Annotated in this window: 13 protein-coding genes, 1 tRNA gene and 1 pseudogene; 4 read left to right on the top strand and 11 right to left on the bottom strand. The window is 71.9% G+C overall.

Annotated elements, in window-relative coordinates:
- Nucleotides 1-113: 113 nt before the first annotated feature.
- The gene (locus QRT05_RS04965; protein WP_289445833.1) at nt 114-848 is read left to right on the top strand and encodes a hypothetical protein; all 735 of its coding nucleotides are present in this window, start codon (nt 114-116) and stop codon (nt 846-848) included.
- Between the two features lie 158 nt (nt 849-1,006).
- Nucleotides 1,007-1,432: a hypothetical protein gene (locus QRT05_RS04960; RefSeq protein WP_289445832.1), complete on the top strand. Its 426-nt coding sequence runs from the start codon at nt 1,007-1,009 to the stop codon at nt 1,430-1,432.
- A gap of 578 nt (nt 1,433-2,010) precedes the next feature.
- On the opposite strand, the gene QRT05_RS04955 is transcribed toward QRT05_RS04960, so the two are convergent.
- Together QRT05_RS04955 and QRT05_RS04950 are read right to left on the bottom strand one after the other, a co-directional pair.
- Nucleotides 2,011-3,021 (bottom strand): hypothetical protein, encoded by a 1,011-nt coding sequence (locus QRT05_RS04955; RefSeq protein ID WP_289445831.1) that lies wholly within the window; start codon nt 3,019-3,021, stop codon nt 2,011-2,013.
- Between the two features lie 491 nt (nt 3,022-3,512).
- Nucleotides 3,513-3,584 (bottom strand) — tRNA-Gln (locus QRT05_RS04950).
- Nucleotides 3,585-3,701: 117 nt separating this feature from the next.
- On the opposite strand from QRT05_RS04950, the gene QRT05_RS04945 reads away from it, so the two are divergent.
- Nucleotides 3,702-4,310, top strand: a complete 609-nt coding sequence (locus QRT05_RS04945) for a TetR/AcrR family transcriptional regulator (RefSeq protein ID WP_289446120.1) — start codon at nt 3,702-3,704, stop codon at nt 4,308-4,310.
- Between the two features lie 41 nt (nt 4,311-4,351).
- Nucleotides 4,352-4,861: a MarR family winged helix-turn-helix transcriptional regulator gene (locus QRT05_RS04940; protein ID WP_289445830.1), complete on the top strand. Its 510-nt coding sequence runs from the start codon at nt 4,352-4,354 to the stop codon at nt 4,859-4,861.
- Between the two features lie 75 nt (nt 4,862-4,936).
- On the opposite strand, the gene QRT05_RS04935 is transcribed toward QRT05_RS04940, so the two are convergent.
- From QRT05_RS04935 to QRT05_RS04900, 9 genes and pseudogenes are all read right to left on the bottom strand, one after another.
- Nucleotides 4,937-9,685, bottom strand: coding sequence for a GH92 family glycosyl hydrolase (locus QRT05_RS04935; protein ID WP_289445829.1), 4,749 nt, complete (start codon nt 9,683-9,685; stop codon nt 4,937-4,939).
- Between the two features lie 148 nt (nt 9,686-9,833).
- The gene (locus QRT05_RS04930) at nt 9,834-11,153 is read right to left on the bottom strand and encodes an ABC-F family ATP-binding cassette domain-containing protein (RefSeq protein ID WP_407650309.1); all 1,320 of its coding nucleotides are present in this window, start codon (nt 11,151-11,153) and stop codon (nt 9,834-9,836) included.
- Nucleotides 11,154-11,155: 2 nt separating this feature from the next.
- Nucleotides 11,156-11,621: pseudogene (locus QRT05_RS15540) on the bottom strand (ATP-binding cassette domain-containing protein); the annotation flags it as partial.
- 216 nt (nt 11,622-11,837) lie between these two features.
- Nucleotides 11,838-12,305 carry an SRPBCC family protein gene (locus QRT05_RS04925; RefSeq protein ID WP_289445827.1) on the bottom strand — a complete coding sequence of 156 codons (468 nt, stop codon included), beginning with the start codon at nt 12,303-12,305 and terminating at the stop codon, nt 11,838-11,840.
- Nucleotides 12,302-12,628 (bottom strand): ArsR/SmtB family transcription factor, encoded by a 327-nt coding sequence (locus QRT05_RS04920; protein ID WP_289445826.1) that lies wholly within the window; start codon nt 12,626-12,628, stop codon nt 12,302-12,304. The genes QRT05_RS04925 and QRT05_RS04920 overlap by 4 nt, the downstream gene beginning before the upstream one ends.
- A 184-nt stretch (nt 12,629-12,812) precedes the next feature.
- Nucleotides 12,813-13,751, bottom strand: coding sequence for a 4-(cytidine 5'-diphospho)-2-C-methyl-D-erythritol kinase (locus tag QRT05_RS04915; protein WP_289445825.1), 939 nt, complete (start codon nt 13,749-13,751; stop codon nt 12,813-12,815).
- A complete protein-coding gene (gene rsmA / locus QRT05_RS04910; RefSeq protein WP_289445824.1) occupies nt 13,748-14,680 on the bottom strand; it encodes a 16S rRNA (adenine(1518)-N(6)/adenine(1519)-N(6))-dimethyltransferase RsmA in 933 nt (310 codons plus the stop codon). Before rsmA ends, QRT05_RS04915 begins: the two co-directional genes overlap by 4 nt.
- An 85-nt stretch (nt 14,681-14,765) precedes the next feature.
- Nucleotides 14,766-15,989: a resuscitation-promoting factor gene (locus tag QRT05_RS04905; protein ID WP_289445823.1), complete on the bottom strand. Its 1,224-nt coding sequence runs from the start codon at nt 15,987-15,989 to the stop codon at nt 14,766-14,768.
- A gap of 305 nt (nt 15,990-16,294) precedes the next feature.
- On the bottom strand, nt 16,295-17,494 hold the full coding sequence (locus QRT05_RS04900; protein WP_289445822.1) for an aggregation-promoting factor C-terminal-like domain-containing protein: 1,200 nt from the start codon (nt 17,492-17,494) through the stop codon (nt 16,295-16,297).
- Between the last annotated feature and the right edge of the window lie 62 nt (nt 17,495-17,556).

Raw genomic sequence — 17,556 nt, 5'->3', positions numbered from 1 at the left:
CGGATGAAATCGGCCGTGGCCCTTGCGCTCCGGGGCATCACAGGTCTACGCCGGACTGAGGCGGTGCCGCCCCGGGCGGCGCCGGAGGCCGATCCTCGACGAGGAGCGTCGCCATGACGACGGCACGAGCACGACGACGGAGCGCGACGTGGTGCGCGGTCCTTCTCCTCGTCGCCGCGCTCGGCCTCGCCGCCGCGCCGCCCGCCGCAGCGACGGGATGGCGGACGACGCTCGCGCTGCACGGTCCGGGCACCGTGGTGGCCGGTGTGCCGTTCGCCGTCACGGTCGCCGCCGTCGGTCCGCGAGGGAGGATCGACCATGCCTACCGCGGCATGGTCCGCTTCGGCACCGGCGACACGCTCGCCCGCGCGCTGCCCGCCAGGTACTCCTTCACGCGCGCGGATCGCGGCCGGCACACCTTCACCGGCGTCACGCTCGTGGGCACGGGCACGACGTGGCTCACGGTGCGGGACGTGCGCCGCGGCTGGCGGCACGACACCGACCCCGTGCGTGTCGCGAACGCGGGGGCCGCGCTCGAGGGCCAGGTGCTGTCCGAGCTCGACCCCGTCGAGGGCGGGATCGTGACCGTCTACGACGCGGTCACCGGTCTCGCGGTCGGCTCGGGCCCCGCCGACACCGACGGCTACCGCTACCGGATCACCGGGCTGCCCGCCGGCGCCGTCAAGGTCGGAGCCGTGGTGCCCGGCCCCTACGCACCGGACTTCGCCAACGACCGGAACACCCTCGCCGAGGCGGACGTGTTCGTGCTCAGCCCGGGCGCCACGCTGGTGCAGAGCTGGGAGGTCGCCGACTTCGGGCCGTACCTGGACGTGCGGCCGCTGGGCTGACGCCCGCGCGCGCGGTCTCGCCGCCGGTCAGCGCGCGGCACGCCGCACCCGGCACGCGCCCGCGCCCAGGACGACGGCGAGCAGGGCGACCGCCCCCGCTCGCTGCGGTCCCCGGCCGCGGACTGCTGCTCGCCGCCAAGGCGGCGGCGCTGGCCGCCGTGCTGCTGCCCGCGGCGCTCGTCGCGGCCGTCGCGGCGGCCGTGCTCGGCACGCGTCTGCTCCCGGGTGGCGCCCCGGCCCTCACGGACCCGACCGTGATCCGCGTCGTGCTCGGCTCGGTCGCGTACCTCGTCGGCATCGCCCTCATCGGCCTCGCGCTCGGCGTGATGCTGCGCAGCACGGCGGGCGCCGTCGCGGCGGTGCTCGGCGCCGTCATGATCCTGCCCGCCATCCTGGGAACGGTCCTGGCCGACTCCTGGTCCCGCGTGATCGAGGTGCTGCCGTCGTCGGCCGGTGACGCCCTCGTCACCACAGGACACGTCGACGGCGTGCTCGCGCCGCTGCTCGGCGGGGCCGACTTCGTCGCCTGGGTGGCGATGGTGCTCGCGCTCGCCGCCGTGTCGCTCACTCGTCGGGACGCGTGACCCACGGTGCCGGATGAGGGTCGCACGCCCAGGTTCGGATGGACGGTCGCACACCTGCCAAAGGTCATCTCCCAGCGCTCCACCATCGAGGTGCGTTCGACCTCTTGGTCGCCGTTTTAGCGCCGTGACCTGCCGTAACGCGAGGGCCGTGGTGTCCCTTCGGGGTATCGAGGTCGCTGGGCGGTGCATGAGTCGCGGCGTAGATGACGAAGTCGACATGTCGCGAATAGTGAGCAATGCACCCACGAAGATGCCAACGGACAATGCGAACCACCCAGGCTCAACCGGATGGTCCGAGGTCGGGTGGGCCAACCGTCCGCGCTGATGTGCAGGCGAGACCAGTTGACGGGTTTACGGCCGAGCAGCAGTGCGGCTCAGCGCGGCTGTTGCGGCTCGCTCACGGCGTGCCCCGTCTCCGCGCTGACGAAGACTCACGTTCCCTGACCCCGCCAGCGTTGAGTACCTCGTTCACGCGAGCATGTGCACGGAGAGCTTCATCCGTGTGCTGCTGGGCCGCACTCGGACCACAACTCCGCTCTTTGGACTTAAAGAACTCAACGTCAGCCCCGGCGCCGCAGTCACTCGTTCACTAGACGGTGGCTGACTTGCACGACAACCTGAGCCGTGGCGCCGTCACGACCGACAAGCGGACCCGCCAAGTACTCGCCTTCGTCACCAATAACCGTCCTGACGCGGTCCGGTTGACTGCGCGCGCTCACCATCGTGACGGTCACGTTGTACACCCCATGAGGAAGCGGCCCTCCGTTGTCAGAGAAGGGGCCGAACTCAGCGGCACCAGCGTGCAACGCTGTAGAGGCATGCGCATGAAACGCACCTTCGGCGGAAACAGAAGCGTGTAGCTCCGTACCTTCGGGCAAGTTGGACGACGCCCAGACGAATATCGTGCCATCTTCGTCGCTGATGTCCTGACCCACCGCAAGCTCAACCCAGAGCAGCTCGCGGCTCGGTGCGTCTCTGTGGTGACTTAGATCGTGCAAGCGGTTACGGGCGACGGCGCGGACGTCGGCGACGCGGCCGTGTTCTGCCAGCGCCTCGAGGACCACGCTCCTCGGGTTGTTCGCGGCAGCCGCCGCTTGGCCCCAGTCCGTCAAACGTGCGACGTCCCGCGCAATCGATTCGGCGTCATTCGAGTCGTGCAAGGCGCGAAGGTACGCAACTTCGTTTGCGCGCAAGCGAAGTTCCTTCCGGTGCGATGGGATGACCAGCCTTGCCCACGGTGCGGGATCCTCGGTCGGACCCGAGATGACGTCGATGGCGACTGCGCGGACGAGCCAAGGATCGGTCTCTTCGCGCAGCGACTCGTAAAGCGGTCGCAGTGTTTCGAAAGACCGGCTCTCATCGATCCCATCGAAGCTTTTTAGCGCACAACGATAGACCTGGTATCGATTCGCATCAACACGCAGGTCAAGGTTTGCGGAAGCGCCTTCCCCGATGTGAGCGAGGAGCGAAGAGAAAGCATCGATGCCGTCGGCCGCATTGCGCTCCACTCGACGCCCACGCGCACGGACGGCCACTCTATTCCACCTAAGAACCGCGGCCAGCCAGCCGTAGACGTCTTTTTTGTTCACGCTGCCACCACCCATCAGTAAGGCTTTGGTGTGCCGCCGGGCGGCACATAAGGATACCAATCCATAGATGCAGTGATCGCCTTGCGGTGCTTCTTAACGACGGCTCGCTGCTTCGGACTCAAAGCGCGTTCTCCCTTCAAGGGCTTCAAGTCGCGTCCCACGCGAACTTCCTTACCCTCCCCCTTGATGTGAACGTGCTCGGGCTCGTGATCAACCTTGTACCTATACACGCTAACGCGATTCGATTTAACGACCCGTGACGGCCTTCCGCCAAAGCCGCCGGCAGGCTCGCCAAATCCCCCGCTGGGCATCGTGGTCATCCACGTCAACCCACATCCTCGGCGCCCGATCCGGGCCGCTTCACGGGCCGCACGACCCCAAACTTGCTCGCCCCGCGGACCTACGCCCCGACAAACGGCGCCTGCGATTCCGCAGGTCAGGAGCATAGATTGCTGTGCGACCTCACCCCCGAAGCTGCGACCCGTCCCCGGCTCCGCCCCCAGGATTCGAACCTGGACTGCACGGCTCCAAAGGCCGGCGTGCTGCCGTTACACCAGGGCGGAACGACGGGCGCGGTGGCCTCGTCGGCGGCCCAGTCTGCCAGGCCGTCCGGGCGCGGGCCCCATGCACGGCATGATGGGCGCGTGGCTTCCGAGACCAAGCGCGTCCCCCGTTCGCGCATGACCGGCACGCAGCGGCGCGCGCAGCTGCTGGACGTCTCGCGCCGCCTGTTCGCCGAGAAGGGTTTCGACGGGACCAGCGTCGAGGAGATCGCGGCCCGCGCCGAGGTGTCCAAGCCGGTCGTGTACGAGCACTTCGGGGGCAAGGAGGGGGTCTACGCGGTCGTCGTCGACCGGGAGATCCAGGCGCTCACCGGGGCGCTGACCGGCGCGCTCGAGGGTGGTGGCCACCCGAAGGTGCTCGTCGAGCGGACCGCGCTCGCGCTGCTCACCTACATCGAGACGTCGGAGGCGGGATTCCGCATCCTGGTGCGCGACTCGCCAGTGGCGCAGGCCACCGGCACGTTCTCCTCGCTCATCGGCGACGTCGCCACGCAGGTGGAGCACCTGCTGGCGGACCAGTTCCGCACGCAGGGCCAGGACCCCAAGGCCGCGCCCATCTACGCGCAGATGCTGGTGGGCATGGTGGCCCTGACCGGGCAGTGGTGGCTGGACGCCCGGCGGCCAGGCAAGTCGGAGGTCGCCGCGCACCTGGTCAACCTCGCGTGGAACGGGCTCTCCGGCCTCGAGCGCCGGCCCCAGCTGACGCGCCCCGACGACCAGGGCTGACCTCCCCGGCGGGTGTCTCGACGTCGAGTAACCTCGGCCGCATGGCGGCTCCCGACGACGTGCGCGACGAGGTGGACCGCATCGTGCACGCCTGGCAGCGCGAGCGCCCGGACCTGGACGTGCGGCCCCTCGAGGTCCTCTCGCGCGTGTCGCGGCTCGCGCGCCACCTGGACCTCGCGCGGCGCAGCGCGTTCGCCCGCCACCAGCTGGAGACGTGGGAGTTCGACGTGCTGTCCGCCCTGCGACGCGCGGGCGCGCCCTACCGCCTGTCCCCCGGCGTCCTGCTCAACCAGACCCTGGTGACGAGCGGCACGATGACCAACCGCATCGATCGCCTGGTGGAGCACGGCCTGGTGGAGCGTCAGCCCTCGCCCGACGATCGTCGCGGGGTGCTCGTGCAGCTCACCGAGTCCGGCCTCTCCCGCGTCGACGCGGCGTTCGCCGACCTGCTCGACGTGGAGCGGGGCCTCCTCGCGGGGCTCGGGGACGACGCGCGGGACCAGCTCGCCACGCTGCTGCGCGAGCTGGTCACCCCGTTCGACGCGAGCTGACCCCGGCCGGCCCCTCCGGACCGCCCGGCACCCCCGCCCGCGAGGGCAGGAGCACCGGGCCGTCCGGAGCGAGGGTCAGCGCACCCTGGACGACGACGCCGTGGTGTACGCCTTCGTGGCGTATCCCGACCTCGTCAGGGTCACCTTGACCGCGATCTTCGCGCCACGGTCGGCGGACCGGAGCGTGTAGGCCGTCGACGTCGCCCCCTTGATGGCGACGCCGTCGCGCAGCCACCGGTAGGTCGCCTTCGCCGACGACGGGGAGGACGAGCCGCGCACCACCTTGAGGGTGGAGCCGACCTTCGCCGTACCGGCCACGCGAGCCTTGCTGGTGACGGTGATGGTCCCGGCCACGACCTTCGAGGTCGCCCTCGACGTGGTCACCACCGTCGCGTAGCCCGCCTTGCTCACCGTGGCCCGGACGCTGATCGCCTTGCCCTTGTCGGCGGCCGTGACGGTGTACCTCGTGGACGTGGCGCCCGTGATGGCGACGCCGTTGCGGAGCCACCGGTAGGCCACGGCCACCGACGACGGCGAGTACGTGCCCGGCGTGACCTTGAGCGTCGAGCCGACCTTCGCGGCGCCCGTGACGGCGACGTTCCGCCCGATCGTGATCGTCCCCGCCTTGACCGGAGCGGTCGTCGTCGAGGTGGTCACGACGGTCGTGTACCCGGGCTTGCTCGCCGCGACGCGCACGCTCATCCTCGCGCCCTTGTCGGCGGCCGTCAGCGTGTACGTCGCGGACGCGGCGCCCTTGACGCCGGCGCCGTTGCGCAGCCACTGGAAGGCCACCTTGACGCCGGGCACCGAGTAGGAGCCCGCGCTGGCGGTCAGCTTCTGGCCCACGACCGCGGTCCCGGAGATCGCCGGGGCCCTGGTCACGGTGATCGACGAGGCGACGACCGGGACGGTCGGAGCCGTCGTGACCGGCTCGGCCGGCGCGTAGCCGGCCTTGGCCGACGACACCGTCACGCTGACCCTGGTGCCGAGCTGCTCGGCGCCGAGCTTCAGCGTGGCGCCCGTGGCCCCCGCGATGACGGCACCGTCCGCACGCCAGACGTACGACTCGACGACGTCGGGCGTGCTGTACGTCCCGGCGGAGACGGACAGCGTCGCGTCGACCTGCGCGGTACCCGAGAGCGTCGGCTCCGTCAGCACCGTGTAGGTGCCGAGCGCGACCGGGTCCGTCTCAGGCGTCGTGGTGACGATGACGTTGCTCAGAGCCGGGTGCCGTGCGCTGACCGTGAGGGAGATCGTCGAGCCCGCGAGCTCCGCCGTGAGCGGGAGCGAGTCCTTCGTCGCCCCGTCTATCGGCTCACCGTCGGCCCGCCACTGGTAGGACTCCACGAAGCCGGCGGTCGGGTACGTGCCCGGCACGGCCTCGAGCGTGCTGCCCACCGCCACGGTGCCGCGGATCGCGGGAGCGACCGTGGCCGCGGTGTCGCGGGCGATCGCGAAGACGTGCACCTTGGGTGTGTTCGGCCAGGTGATCGACTGGAGGTCCTTGCCCGGGGAGAGGCTGTAGGACTTCGTCGCCCACAGGCCGCACGCCAGGTTCTGGATCCCGCCGGCCCAGCGCTGAGGCGTCTTGCCGACCAGGACGTTGCCCTCGGTCTGCGGGCTCCCGCTGCACCAGTCGGTGAAGCCGAAGTCCGCGATCGTCTGCGTCGAGCCGTCCGTGTACGTCAGCGTCAGTGGAGCAGGCGCGACCGGACCGTTGTTGACGCTGCCGATGAACGCGATCTTCGTCGCCCCCGCCATGCCCTCGGTCACGTCCGTGGTCTGGCCCTGCGCGAGCAGGTTGTCGTACTGCTGCGGCGTCGACTCGGGCCCCAGGTCGTGGAGCACGTAGGTCAGCGAGCTGTCCGTCGGCGCCGTGAGGACGACCCCGGGCGCCAGGCCGGCGCCCGCCATCCCCGAGCGGATGAGGAACTCGCCGTTCGCGAAGTTCGCCGAGCCGGCGACGGGCTGGCCGATGGCCTTGTTGTCGAAGGCCCCGGTGGCGGCCAGCCACGAGCGCTGGCCCACCGAGATGACGGCGGTCCCGCTCGCGGCGACGCCCTCCGTCGTCTCGATCCGCACGGTGATCGGGTAGACCCCGGGCGGCGCGTCGTCGGCGACCTTGAGCGGGATCGGCAGCTGCACCGAACCGCCGCGCGTGTCCGCGGTCCACTCACCCGAGCCGACGGCGCTGATCTGATCGGTGCCGACCACCGTGACCGTCCCGCTCAGGGCCTGGGGCCCCTGCACGATCGCCGCGATCTTGCCGGTGAGGGTCTCGCCCGGCTCGGCGGCCACCTGGGCCGTGCCGTTCGGGACGTACACCCGCGTGGGCGCCTCCGCGGTGGCGATGGTGCCGGGCGCGGCCGCGGGCGCGGTGGCCCACGACGACGGCGCGGAGCCCACCGTGTAGTCGATCGTGCCCGCGTTGACGAGCTCCGGGCCGGTCAGGTGGGCACGGTCGATCGTCTCGCCGCCCACCCGGAGGGACTGCACGTAGCGGTCGGCGTCGGTACGCCCGGGCGCGTTGATGACCAGATGGCCGTTGCTACCGGGGTAGAACGACTCGTCGAGCGTGATGTCGATCGAGGTGAACACCGGCGTGCTGAGTCCCCAGACGTCGGAGCCGGGCATGATCGGGAAGATCCCGAGCGAGCTCGCCACCGCCCAGGAGGACATCTGGCCGAGGTCGTCGTTCCCGGTGACACCCTGCGGACCGTCGGTGAAGAGCGTGAGCGCGGCGCGCACCACGTCCGTCGTCTTCCACGGCTGGCCCGTCCACAGGTACACGAACGGGGAGTGGAGGTCGGGCTCGTTGTTGGGGTTGTAGGTGGTGGTGCCGTAGTAGCTGTAGGCGCCAGTCACCCAGCCGCCCTCGCTGTTGGTCGCCGGCTTGGCGACCGCATTGGGCGTCGCCAGCAGCTCGGGACCGTAGACGAAGAAGTCGTCGAGCCGCTCGTTGGTGGCGTCGGTGCCGCCGAACAGGTCGATCAGCGCCGGGATGTCCTGCTGCGCGAGCCACTCGTACTGCAGCGAGGTGCCCTCGTGGAAGCCGTCGATCTGCGACGGGTCGGTCTCGGCGACGAACAGGCCGTCCGCACCGCGGGAACGGAACGTCCGGTGCTCGGCGTCCCAGACGGCGCGGAAGTTCTGGCCGCGCTGCGCGTAGCGCTCGGCATCCTTCTCGTGCCCGAGGTCGGCCGCGAGCGTCGAGAGCGTCGCGTCGGCGAGCGCGTACTCGAGCGTGGCCGAACCGCCGTGGGCGAGGTCGAAGTCGCCCGGCTTGTGGGCAGCGCCCGGGTTGAACGCGACGTAGCCGTCCTTGATGTAGGTCGGGTTGCCCATGCGGCCGTTGAACACCGACGACGCGGGCGGGACCTCGTCCGCGTTCTGCCTGAGCACCGCGTACGCGCGCTCGGCCTGGGGACGGGTGAGCAGGCCCTGGTGCCAGGCGCTGACCAGGAACGGCGTGACCGGGTCGCCGGTCATGATGTTGGTCTCGACCGGGCCGTAGCCCCAGCGCGGAGCCCAGCCGCCCTGCTCCGACTGGAGCACGACCGACAGCGCCATGTCCTTCGAGCGCTGCGGCTCGAGAAGCGCGAGCACCTGCTGCTGCGTGCGGTACGTGTCCCACAGCGAGTAGTTCTGGTAGTACTTCCCGAGACCCGGCTCGGCGTCGACGTCGTGGATGCCGGCGTCCCAGCCGCGGTAGCGCCCGTCGACGTCGGTGCCGGTGTTCGGCGCCAGGAACGTGCGGTACAGCGAGGAGTAGAAGGTTCGCAGCTGCGTCGCGTACGGAGACAGCGGGTCCGGGTCCGACGAGGTCGCGGGCACCTTGATCTTGGCGAGCTGGCTGTTCCACGTGGAGCTCGCGGCCGCCTTCGCCGCGTCGAACGTCGTCGCCTCGGCCGCCAGGTTCGCCTTGGCGCCCGCCTCGTCGACGTAGCTGATGGCCGTCTGGAAGGTGACGTCGCGGCTGTTCGCGCCCGACGTGTCGAACTGCAGCAGCGCGCCCGTGCGCTTCGACGAGCTCGCCTCGGTGCTCGCGCTGTACGTGTTGTCCACCCACGTCTTGGCGCTGGCGAAGGGGCGCGAGAACTTCGTCACCGAGTAGACGGTGAACGGGGCGGTCGCCTGGCAGAAGCCGCTCACGGTGCTCGTCGTCAGCACGGTGTCGTCGCCGACCACCGTGACGCTCGAGGCGCTCACCGACGACAGGGACTGCCCCGCGTTGATGAGCACGTTCGCGGTCGTGGTCTCGGGATAGGTGTAGCGCTGGAGGCCCGTGTGCTCGGTGGCCGTGAGCTCGGCCCGGATGTCGACGTCCGTGCCGGAGGTCAGCGTCGCGGTGTAGTAGCCGGGCGCGGCCGACTCGACCTTGGCACCGTCGACCTTCTTGAACGAGCGGTTGTAGCCGCTGCTGGCGTAGTCCGTGCTGCTCGGCGTCGAGGTGGTGGGCAGGATCGGCACGAAGCCGTCGAGCCCGCAGCCGACCCCGGACATGTGCGTCGTGGAGAACCCACGGACGGTGCCCTGCGTGTAGTCGTACCCGGTGTTGTGCCCGGTGTCCGGGGACAGCTGCACCATGCCGAACGGGACGGTCGCGCCCGGGTAGGTGTTCCCCTCGTCCTGCGTCCCGATGAACGGGTTGACGTACTGCGCGGGGTCGCTCACGTAGGCCACGGGCTCGGCGGCCTGGGCCGACGGCGCCACGATCAGGCCGGCGGCGGTCGTCGCCGCGGCGGCCACGAGTGCCGTGAGCGTGGCAGTGCGGCGGCGAGGTCGAGGCGTCTCGGGCGCGCGAGGGCGCAGAGTTCGGGCCATGAAGGAGATCTCCATCCACGTCGATGGGGGATGACAGCGTTGTCAGGTCGCGGAACTCTAACCCGGCAAATCCCTCCGGTCAACGCAGAGCGGGCAGGCAGCCGGCGACGGGATCCCCCGGACCGGCTGCTCCGAGCACGCGCGGATCTCAGTCCGCGAGGTCCGCCGCCTCCAGCCAGGCCGCCTCGAGCTCGTCCTTCTCGTCCGCGAGCGCGCGCAGCTCCGCGTCGAGCGCCGCCACGGCGACGTGGTCGGTCGCCTGGGCCGCCATCTTGTCGTGCAGGCGGGACTCGAGCTCGGCGATCTTGGACAGCCGCCGCTCGATGCGGCCGATCTCCTTGCGCGCGGCACGCTGGTCGGCCGCCGAGACGGCGCCCGTCCCACCGGGCGCCTGGACGGCGGCCGCGGGGGCTGGCGCGTCGACCTGCGCGAGGGCCTGCCGGCGCAGGTCCAGGTACTGCTCGACGCCGCCCGGCAGCTCGCGCAGCGCGCCGTCGCCGAGCAGCGCCATCTGCCGGTCGCACACGCGCTCGAGCAGGTAGCGGTCGTGCGAGACGACGATCAGCGTGCCCGGCCAGCCGTCGAGCAGGTCCTCGAGCGCGGCCAGGGTGTCGGTGTCGAGGTCGTTGGTGGGCTCGTCGAGCAGCAGCACGTTGGGCTCGCCCACCAGCAGCCGCAGCAGCTGCAGACGCCGGCGCTCTCCCCCGGACAGGTCCCGGACGGGCGTGCGCGCGCGCTCGCGCGTGAATCCGAGGCGCTCCACCAGCTGGGCCGCGGTGAGCTCCTTGCCGCCGACGACCACCGAGCGCTTCTCGGACTCGATGACCTCGACCACCCGCAGCCCGGCCAGCTCGTCGAGGTCCTCCACGTCCTGGCGCAGCTCGGCCACCTGGACCGTCTTGCCGCGCTTGACCCGGCCCTGCGTGGGCTGCAGCCGCCCCGACAGCAGCCGCAGCAGGCTCGTCTTGCCAGCGCCGTTGACGCCGACCATCCCGATCCGGTCACCGGGCCCGATCCGCCACGTGACGTCGTCGAGCAGCGTCCGGTCCCCGAACCGCAGCGTCACGTCCTCGACGTCGAGCACGTCCTTGCCCAGCCGCGCGGTGGCCATCTTGGACAGCTCCATGCGGTCGCGCGGCGGCGGCTCGTTCTCGATGAGCGCGTTGGCCGCGTCGATGCGGAACTTCGGCTTGGACGTGCGCGCGGGCGCGCCCCGGCGCAGCCACGCGAGCTCCTTGCGCAGCAGGTTCTGCCGCTTCTCCTCGGCGGTCGAGGCGGTGCGAGCCCGCTCGGCGCGGGCCAGCACGTAGGCGGCATATCCGCCCTCGTACTGGTCGACGACCCCGTCGTGCACCTCCCACGTGCGCGTGCAGACGGCGTCGAGGAACCAGCGGTCGTGCGTGACCACCACGAGGGCGCCGTTGTTGCCGCGGTAGCGGTCCGCGAGGTGGTCGGCGAGCCAGGCCACGCCCTCGACGTCCAGGTGGTTGGTGGGCTCGTCGAGCACGAGCACCTCGTCGTCGCGCACCAGCAGGGCCGCGAGCGCGACGCGCCGCCGCTGACCGCCCGAGAGCGTGGAGACGTCCGCGGTCATGTCGACGTCGGGCAGCAGCCCGTCGTGCACCTGGCGGATGCGCGGGTCGGCCGCCCACTCATACTGCTCGGTGCTGCCGTGGATGTGCTCGAGCACGGTGCCGGAGCCGAGGTCGTCGCGCTGCTCGAGCACCGCGACGCGCGTGCTGCCGGAGCGGGTGACGCGGCCGTCGTCGGGCGCCTGCACGCCGGACAGGACCCGCAGCAGGGTCGACTTGCCGGCGCCGTTGGGTCCGACCACGCCGATGCGCTGGCCGTCGTCGAGGCCCAGGCTGACCTCGTCGAGGAGCGTGCGCGTGCCGAGCGTGAGGGTGACGCGGTCCGCGCCGAGCAGGTGAGCCATGAGGGCTCCGAGGCTACCCGCCTCCGGCCGGATCCCCGTCGCCGCCCGGGGCCGTCACTTCGCCGATCCAGCACCGATCCGCCGATTCGAATCGGCGGATCGGTGCGGAATCGGCGAAGCGATCGGGCGACGAGCCGGACGCGTCGGACGAGCCGGGCGGGGCGGACGAGCCGGGCGTGGCGCGTGCCGGGCGTGGCCTGCGCGCTGCGCGTGGCGTCAGCGCGTCAGGAACGCGCCGAGGGCGTCGAGGATCCCGGCGCAGCCCTGCTCGCGCTGGGGGGCGTGGTCGAGCACGTCGAAGTAGACGCCCTGCTCGGTGTAGGTCAGCCGCGTGCCGCCGTCGACAGGCTCGAGCTCGGTGGTGGCGATCGACGTGGACAGGTGCTCCCCGTCCACCCACATGTCGTAGGTGTTGACGATGCGGCGGTTCTCGACGATGTCCGTGTACGTGGACACGTAGCGGCTGGTCGGGCCGTCGTGCCAGCGGCCGTCGTTCACGGTCCGCCCGCCCACGCGGAAGTCCTGGGTGTCCTCGGTCGCGACGAACGAGTCCTCGGCGCCGAACCACTGCACGCGCTGGGCGTTGTCGGCGTGCGCGGCCCACACGCGCTCGACCGGCACGGGGTAGGTGCGCTCGACGACGAAGGTGGCGTGCTGGGTGAAGCGGTCGGTGAGCGTGGTCATGAGAGGTCCTCCGGAGGTGACAGGTGAACGGAGAGGCGGTCGAGCCGGGCCTCGGCGGGCAGCCGCTGGCGGCCGATCCACGCGGTCGCGGGGCCGAGGCCGCCGGGCACGAGCTGCACGGTGCGCACGCGGCCGGTCTTGTGCGAGCTGACGATCCCGGCGGCCTCGAGCACCGCGAGGTGCTGGACGACGCCCGGCAGGCTCATCGCGAAGGGCTCGGCGAGCTGGCTGACGGATGCGGGACCACGCACCAGGCGTTCGACCATGGCGCGACGGCTCGCGTCGGACAAGGCACCGAACACCTCGTCCAGATTGTTAAGCATGTGCTTAAGTATTGCCCCGCGCGTCGGGATGTCAAGGGGTGAGCGAACTCGATGTCGCGGTGCTGCGCGGCGCGTCCGCGCGCGCGGGCACGTCTGGGCTCGGCAGGATTCGCCTCTGCGTGGCGGGTGAGCCACCGGGTGACGCGGGCACGCCTGCCCGCGGAAGGGCGGCCCGCGACCGCGGTCAGTCGGCGGCGAGCACCCGTGCGCCGGACACCGGACCCGTCGCGGTCAGCACCCGGTCGGCGACGCCCGACGCGGTGAACGCGGCCGCGAGCGCGAGCGCGTGCTGCCGGCTGCGCCCGAGCGCGGCGACCGTGGGCCCCGAGCCCGACACGACGACCCCCAGGGCTCCCGCGTCGGTGGCCACCGTGAGCGGCTCGGCCAGCAGCGGGTCGAGCTCGAGCGAGGCGACCTGCAGGTCGTTGTGCAGCGCGGCACCGAGAGCACGGGGGTCCCCGGCACGCAGCGCCTGCATGAGCGGCACGTCCAGCTCGGGGTCGGGCCCGCCCAGCGAGCCGCCGTGCACCTCGTCGAACGCGGCGTAGACCGCACTCGTCGACAGCCCGCGGTCCTGCACGGCGAACGCCCAGTGGAACTCGCCGCGCGTGAGCGCCGGCGTGAGCAGGTGACCACGGCCCTGGCCCACGGCAGTGTGGCCCATGAGGATGAAGGGCACGTCGGAGCCCACCTCCGCGGCGAGCTCGATGAGCTCCGGCCGGGACAGCCCCGTGTGCCACAGGGCGTCGCACGCCACGAGCGCCGCGGCGGCGTCGGCCGAGCCGCCCGCCATGCCGCCCGCGACGGGGACGCCCTTGTCGAGGTGCAGGTGCACGCCGTCGTCGATCCCGGTGTGGCGCGCGAGCACCTCGACCGCCCGCAGCGCCAAGTTGCTCGCGTCGGTCGGCACCAGCTCCGCCTGCACGCCCGACAGGGTCACGGTGCGCGCGTCGGACGGCGTCGCCACGACCTCCTCGTACACCGACACGGCCTGGAACACGGTGCTCAGCGGGTGGTACCCGTCCTCCTGGCGCGCGCCGACGCGCAGCGAGAGGTTGACCTTCCCTGGGGCTCGCACCCGGACCTCGTGCTCGGGCAGCGGCTCCACGGGGGTCAACGTCACGCTTCCACCCTGCCAGACAACCGGGGGGCACCACTCGCCAGGCGCTCGGCGATGCGCGCGAACCCGACGATGTCCACGCGCTCCCCGCGCGCCTGCGGGTCCACGCCCGCGCCCTCGATCGCGGCCACGGCGGCGTCCGCCGAGCCGGCCAAGGGCGCGAGGGCCGAGCGGAGCATCTTGCGGCGCTGGGCGAACGCCGCGTCGACCACCGCGAACACCTCGGCCCGCGACGCGGTCGTCGACGGCGGCTCGCGCCGGTCGAAGCGCACCAGCGCCGAGTCGACGTTGGGCACGGGCCAGAACACGGACCGCCCGATGGTCGAGGTGCGCCGCGTGGCGGCGTACCAGGCCGCCTTGGCGGACGGGACCCCGTAGGTGCGACTGCCGGGCGGCGCGGCGAGCCGGTCCGCGACCTCGGCCTGCACCATGACCAGACCGCGCTCGATCGAGTCGAACCGCTCGAGGAAGGTCAGCAGCACCGGCACCGAGACGTTGTAGGGCAGGTTGGCGACGAAGGCGACGGGCCGCTCGCCCGGGAGTGCGGTGACGTCGAGCGCGTCGGCCGTGACGAGCGTGAGCCGGGCACGCCCCGCCGGGTCCCGCAGCACGACGGCATCGCCCTCGGTCGTCGTGGTCAGGTCGGGCACGTGCCGGGAGACGGTCTCGGGCAGCAGGCGCGCCAGCACGGGGTCGATCTCCACCGCGGTCACGTCCGCGCCCGCCTCGAGCAGGCCGAGCGTCAAGGAGCCCAGCCCGGGGCCCACCTCGACCACCCGGTCGCCCGGCTCGACGTCCGCCTGGCGCACGATCTTGCGCACGGTCCCGCCGTCGAGGACGAAGTTCTGCCCCAGCTGCTTGGTGGGGCGGATGCCGGCCCGGGCAGCCAGCTCACGGATCTCCGTGGGCCCGAGCAGGGCGTTCGTCGACATGCGCCCGAGCCTATGCGAGAAGACGACGACGCCCGCCGCTCGGAGCGAGCGGCGGGCGTCGGACGTGGTGCGTCGGGCGTGTGCGTCAGGAGAAGAGGCGCTTGCCGCACACGGGCCACTGACCGGCACCCGAGCGGTTGTAGAGCATCTTGGCCCGAGCGGTCTGCTCCGAGGCGCTGGCCTGCGACGGGACGCCCGCGCCGCCGACCGCGTGCCAGGTGCTCACCGAGAACTGGTAGAGCCCGTGGTACAGCCCGTTGGACGACACGATGCGGGGGTTGCCGCCCGACTCGCACGCGGCGAGCGCGGCCCAGTTGAGGGAGTCGGCCTTGCCGCCCGCCTTGATGGGGCCGGACGAGGAGGAGCCGGAGCCCGAGCTCGAGCTCGAGCGGGTGGTCTCGGGGACGACGACGACCGGGCGCTCCTTGGTGCCGATCGCGACGACCTCGTCGACCGGCTTGCGCGTGACCTTGTCCGACAGCTTGACCCTGTCGGTCACCTTGCCGTCCACCGTGGTGACGCGGGTGACGATGGTCCGCCGGCCCTTCTTGCCCTCGGTGGTGACGACCTTGGTGCCCTCGTAGCGCGAGGCGTCCTTCTTCGTCGTCGAGTCGAAGCCGACCCTCTTGTGCGTCGTCTTCTCGGCGACGACCACCCGGTTGACGACGACCTCGACGCGGCCGGTCTCGCTCTGGCGCACGGAGACGCGGTCGAGCGGCGCGAGGGTCACATCGAGCTCGCCCAGCACCTGGCCCACGGACGCCTCGGCGTCCTGCCCGGTGAGGGTCTTGCCGTCGACCAGCACGTCCACCGACCCGTGCAGCACGAGGTCCAGCGGCAGGTCGGCGCGGCCGCCCGAGCTGCGCGACGCGACGAGCGACACCGACGCGTCGCGCGCGGCGAGCGTGTCGAGCGCCTCGTCGGCCGTGAGCGCCGTGGTCCAGACGGACCGGTGCACGCCGTCCTCGGCGACGGTGATCTGGTGCGCGTGCCGCACGACCACGTCCTGGCCCTCGGACAGCCCGCCGGTCGCGGAGACGGCGTCGCGGGCACCTACCCGCACGCCCTCGTCCGCCAGCAGGGCGTCCACCGAGCCGGCGAAGGTGCCGACGTTGCGGACCTGTCCGTCCACGTCCAGCTGGACGGTCTTGTGCACCTGCGCGTAGGCGGCCGTGCCGCCGGCGAGGACGAGCACCGTGGCACCGGCCACGATGGGCAGGGTGCGACGACCGGATCGGCGGTCCCCCTGCTCGTTGTCGGAGGGTCGCTTGCGCGTGAAGGGACCGAGGATGCGGGTCGTGAACTGCACGGGGCTCCAGCCGTCGAGGTGCCCGGGCACGGGGTGCGGAGCGCGTGCCGATCCCGGCACACCCGGCGGCGGCCCCGGTGCTGCGGGCCGGCGGACGCCTGGAGGGAGGCGTCCCCGTCGGTTCCGGATCCCCGATCCGGCCGTCTCGGCGCCCGGGCTCAGCCCGGGGCCGTCCGCTCCGGCGACGGGTTCAGGACGACCAATGAGGCGAATCCGTCAGGAGCGACACGCGACCGTAACCGAATCGTGACCGACGTGCCAACTCTGCGGCGGACTCCGCTCCGAGCCCTCCGGTCAAGCGTTGGTCAGTACCAGCCCTGCGCCTGGAAAGACGACCAGGCCCCGCAGGGGGTCTTGTACCGGCTCTTGATGTAGTTCAGGCCCCAGGTGATCTGCGTGACCGGGTTGGTGCGCCAGTCGGCCCCCACCGAGGCCATCTTGGTCCCGGGCAGGGCCTGCGGGATGCCGTAGGCGCCCGACGACCGGTTCTCGGCGTTGACCCGCCAGCCGCTCTCGTGCGTCCACAGCGGGACCAGGCAGGCGAACTGGTCGTCGCCCCACCCGCGCGCGGCGGCGAGTCCACGGGCGATCTCCTGGGCGCTGCCGGGTGCCACCTTGATGTCCGTGGGATCCGGCAGCACCATCGTGCCGACGTGGACCACCTGCGTCACGGGCTTCGTGGTGACGACCGACGAGAGTGCCTGCCGCCCGGTGACGACGCCGCCGACGGAGTCGAGCTGGTACGTGGTGGTGCGGATGCCGGCCTTGCCCTTGGTGACGATGACCTTGGTGCCCTTGGCCAGGCCGGGGTCCTCGATCTCCTCGGTGGCGAACTTGACGGCCTCGGTGCGCGTCTCGGCGTCGGTCTGCGCGCGGGTCACGAGCACGGCCAGGCCGTCGACGGCCGTCGCGTCCAGCGGCACCGACACCTCGTCTCCCTCGTTGAGCACCAGGCCGATGTCCTTGAGCGCGTCGCGCACCGTGGGCGCGCTGCTGACCCCGTCGATGATCTGCCCGTCGACCACCAGGTGGATCGTCTTCTGGGTGGAGACGCGCAGCGCCTCGCGGCCCAGCGGCGCCGACCGGGATGCCGACAGCCGCACGTCGCCGTCGCGCAGGCCCATGCCCTCGACGGCCTCGCCGACGGTCAGCGCCGTGGTCCACACCGTCTGCGGCTCGCCGTCGACAACGAGCTCAAGGTTGCGGCCGTGGCGGACGACGATCTGCTCGCCCTGGGTCACGCTGTCGTGCAGCGAGGGCGCGACGAGGTCACCGGCACCGACCTCGATCTCGGCTCCGGCCAGCACCGAGCCGACGGTGCGCCCGAAGCCCTCGACCTGGACGAGCCTGCCGTCGACGTCGACGGTGACCTGCTTGTGCATCACGGCGAAGGCGCTGGTCGCGCCTGCCACGACGGCGAGGACGGCGGCCTGCGCGACGAGGGTGCCGCGGCGCCGGCGGCGCGCGGCGGTGCGCGTCCCCGCGCCCTGCTCGCCGTCCCTCACGCGTGTCCTCTCGCCGTCCCGGCGGGTTCGTCCCGCCCGAAGCATCGTCAGACCGTAACCGA

This window comes from Cellulomonas edaphi, assembly GCF_030362815.1.
Lineage (GTDB): Bacteria > Actinomycetota > Actinomycetes > Actinomycetales > Cellulomonadaceae > Cellulomonas > Cellulomonas edaphi.
Note: the sequence above shows the minus strand (reverse complement) of the source record. Positions and strands in the feature narration are given on the sequence as shown.